The sequence below is a fragment of the Sulfitobacter sp. HI0129 genome (assembly GCF_001635395.1).
Classification (GTDB): domain Bacteria; phylum Pseudomonadota; class Alphaproteobacteria; order Rhodobacterales; family Rhodobacteraceae; genus Sulfitobacter.
This window is the reverse complement of sequence record NZ_LWGH01000857.1, coordinates 1-3,397: the sequence shown is the minus strand read 5'-3', so window position 1 is coordinate 3,397 and position 3,397 is coordinate 1. Positions and strand designations below refer to the sequence as shown.

Annotated in this window: 2 protein-coding genes; both read left to right on the top strand. The window is 64.5% G+C overall.

Translation table 11 applies throughout. The annotated features are described in order from the left end of the window. The first annotated feature begins 72 nt into the window (after positions 1 to 72). Complete coding sequence (locus A3764_RS20185) at positions 73 to 405, top strand: sarcosine oxidase subunit delta (protein WP_067925149.1); 333 nt, start codon at positions 73 to 75, stop codon at positions 403 to 405. Between the two features lie 93 nt (positions 406 to 498). Then, a partial coding sequence (locus tag A3764_RS20180; protein WP_067952021.1) for a sarcosine oxidase subunit alpha family protein occupies positions 499 to 3,397 on the top strand: 2,899 nt, incomplete at its 3' end.

Genomic DNA, 3,397 nt, shown 5'->3' with positions numbered 1-3,397 from the left:
CGGCGTTTCGCGTGGCCGCATGCCCGCCAGAGCAGGGCGGCCTTTCGACATGCCAGCCATAGGAGCACAGCCATGCTGATCCTCACCTGTCCCAACTGCGGCGTCACCGCCGAGGAAACGGAATTTCACGCGGGCGGCGAGGCGCATCTGAAGCGGTTCGGTCCCGGTTCGTCAGAAGAGGAGTTCGAAGGCTACCTGTTCATGCGGTCGAATCCGAAAGGCGTCCATTTCGAACGCTGGCGTCATGCCTATGGCTGCGGCAAGTGGTTCCACGTGGCCCGCGATACCACGACGCTTGAAGTCTTCGGCAGCTATTCCGCCCAGACGACCGAACCGCCGCAGGACATTCTGGACACGATCGAGGATCGCCGGCCCGGCTGGTCCCCCGCGGAACGTCCGGCATGACCGGCTTCATCCTTTGCCGTCTCCGCTGCGGGCACACCGCAATTGTCATGATCGAAGGCCACAGCACCTTCGCAGTATCCGAGGTTTGACATCATGAGCACCAGACTCGCCACAGGCGGACGCCTGCTGAACAAATCCCGCGCGGTGGATTTCACCTTCAACGGTCGCCAGATGCGCGGCTTCGAAGGCGATACGCTGGCCTCCGCGCTGCTGGCCAACGATCAGGTGCTGGTGGGCCGCTCGTTCAAATACCATCGCCCGCGCGGCATCGTGGCGGCAGGCCCGGAGGAGCCGAATGGGCTGGTGAACCTCGGCACCGATGGCAAGTTCGAACCGAACCAGCGCGTCACCACGACCGAACTATATGACGGGCTGACCGCGCAGAGCCAGAACCACTGGCCAAGCCTCGAATTCGACGTGGGCGCCATCAACAAGCATCTGTCGCGCTTTCTGCCGGCGGGCTTTTACTACAAGACGTTCATGTATCCGCGTGCTTTCTGGAAGTACGTCTATGAACCGATCATCCGCAAGTCCGCCGGGCTGGGCAAGGCGCCCACCGACCGGGACGTGGATACCTACGAACATTTCTATGCCTTCTGTGACGTGTTGGTCATCGGCGGCGGGGTCGCGGGGCTGGAGGCTGCGCGGACAGCCGGGCGCAGCGGCGCGCGGGTTCTGCTGCTGGAGCAGACCGCCCACTGGGGCGGTCGCGCGCCCGTCGACGGCGGCACCATCGACGGCGCCCCGGTGGAGACCTACCTGGCCGACATCATCGCCGAACTTGAAGCCATGGAAAACGTGCGCATGCGCAACCGCACCATGGGGGCGGGTGTCTATGACCACGGCTATGTGCTGGGCTACGAACGGCTGCGCGATCACGCGCCCGACGAGCAGGGCCCCCGGCACCGTCTCTGGCGGATCCGGGCGGGCCATATCATCACGGCGACCGGCGCGTTGGAGCGCCCGCTCAGCTTTGCCGGAAACGACATTCCCGGCGTGATGCTCGCTTCTGCGGTGCGCGACTACGTGGTCAACCACGGGGTGTCCGTGGGGGACCGTACGGTCGTCGTGACGAACAACGACAATGCCTATCTGACGGCAATCGCGCTCAAACACGCAGGATTGGACGTGCCGGTGATCCTCGATGCGCGGGTGCTGCCGCAGGACAGCGAGTTGATGGCACAGGCCAAGGCGCTGGGTGTGCGGGTGCTGATGGGCCACGGGATTTCCAAGGTAAACGGCACCAAGCGCGTCACGTCCGTCGATATCTGCAGCCAGGCCGGCGAAGGCGCGGTGCTGGAAAGCGTGAATTGCGACGCGGTCGCGATGTCGGGCGGCTGGTCGCCGGTGGTGCATCTGTGGTCCCACTGCGGCGGCAAGCTGCGCTGGGATACCGCCCATGCCTGTTTCAGCCCCGATACCGATCATGCGCCCAAGGGCGCGGACGGTCTGGGTTTCGTCACCCCGGCAGGGGCCGCCAGCGGCATGTTCGCGCTCGATGACGTGCTGCACGATGCCCATGCCGCTGCCGACGGCGTTGTCACCAGCCTCGGTTTCAAGCTGCCCAAGGACAGCACCGCCCCCGTGGCGGAACGGCGCGAGGATGCGCCGATGGCCCCGGTCTGGCTGATGCCGCAGGGCGCGGGGGTAAAGCTGCGCGAAAAGGCATGGCTCGACTATCAGAACGACGTGAAGGTCTCCGACGTGCGGCTGGCCGCGCAGGAAGGCTTCGTTTCGGTCGAACACGCCAAACGCTACACCACGCTCGGCATGGCGACAGATCAGGGAAAGCTTAGCAATATCAACGGTCTGGCAGTGCTGGCCGGAACGCTCAACGCGGAGATTCCCGCCGTGGGCACGACGACCTTCCGCCCGCCCTATCATCCGATTTCGATGGGCGCCATCGGCGGCGAGGCGCGCGGCCCGGTGTTCCAGCCCGTCCGCCGGACACCGATGCACGACTGGCATGACAAGAACGGCGCGGTCTGGGAGCCTGTCGGCCAGTGGCGCCGCCCCTATGCCTACGCCCGCGCCGGTGAAAGCACCCATGACGCGGTGATGCGCGAAGTTACCAATACACGGCACAAACTGGGCCTGCTGGATGCCTCAACCCTGGGCAAGATCATCGTCAAGGGGCCGGACGCGGGCAAATTCCTCGACATGATGTACACCAACATGATGTCGACGCTGAAACCGGGCAAATGCCGCTACGGGTTGATGTGCTCCGAAAACGGCTTCCTCATCGACGACGGCGTCGTGGCGCGGATCGACGATGATACCTGGCTTTGCCATACCACCACCGGCGGGGCGGATCGGATCCATGGCCACATGGAAGAATGGCTCCAGACCGAATGGTGGGACTGGCAGGTGCATGTCGCCAATGTGACGGAGCAATATGCCCAGATCGCGGTGGTCGGGCCCAATGCGCGCAAGTGCCTCGAAAAGCTCGGCGGCATGGATGTGAGCAAGGATGCGCTTGCCTTCATGGAATGGGCGGACGGCACTCTTGGCGGGTTCCAGTGCCGGGTCTACCGGATCTCCTTCTCCGGCGAATTGAGCTACGAGATCGCGGTCGATGCGGGGCAGGGGCAGGCCTTCTGGGATGCGCTGATGGTCGCGGGCAACGATCTGGGTGTCATGCCCTACGGGACCGAATGCCTGCACATCCTGCGCGCCGAAAAGGGCTTCATCATGATCGGCGACGAAAGCGACGGCACGATCATCCCGCAGGACCTCGGCCTTGGCTGGGCGATTTCCAAAAAGAAGGACGATTACCTCGGCAAGCGCGCACAGGAACGGTCGCATATGACCGATCCCAACCGCTGGAAGCTCGTGGGGCTGGAAACCACCGACGGCAGCACCCTGCCGGACGGGGCCTATGCCGTGGGCGAGGGCGAGAACGAGAATGGCCAGCGCAACATGATCGGGCGGGTGACGTCGACCTACCATTCGCCGACGCTGGATCGCGGCATCGCGATGGGGCTCGTGCTGA

Excerpts from the sequence above, each read along its gene's own strand:
- A3764_RS20185 (WP_067925149.1), top strand. The coding sequence starts at position 73 with ATGCTGATCCTCACCTGTCCCAACTGCGGCGTCACCGCCGAGGAAACG.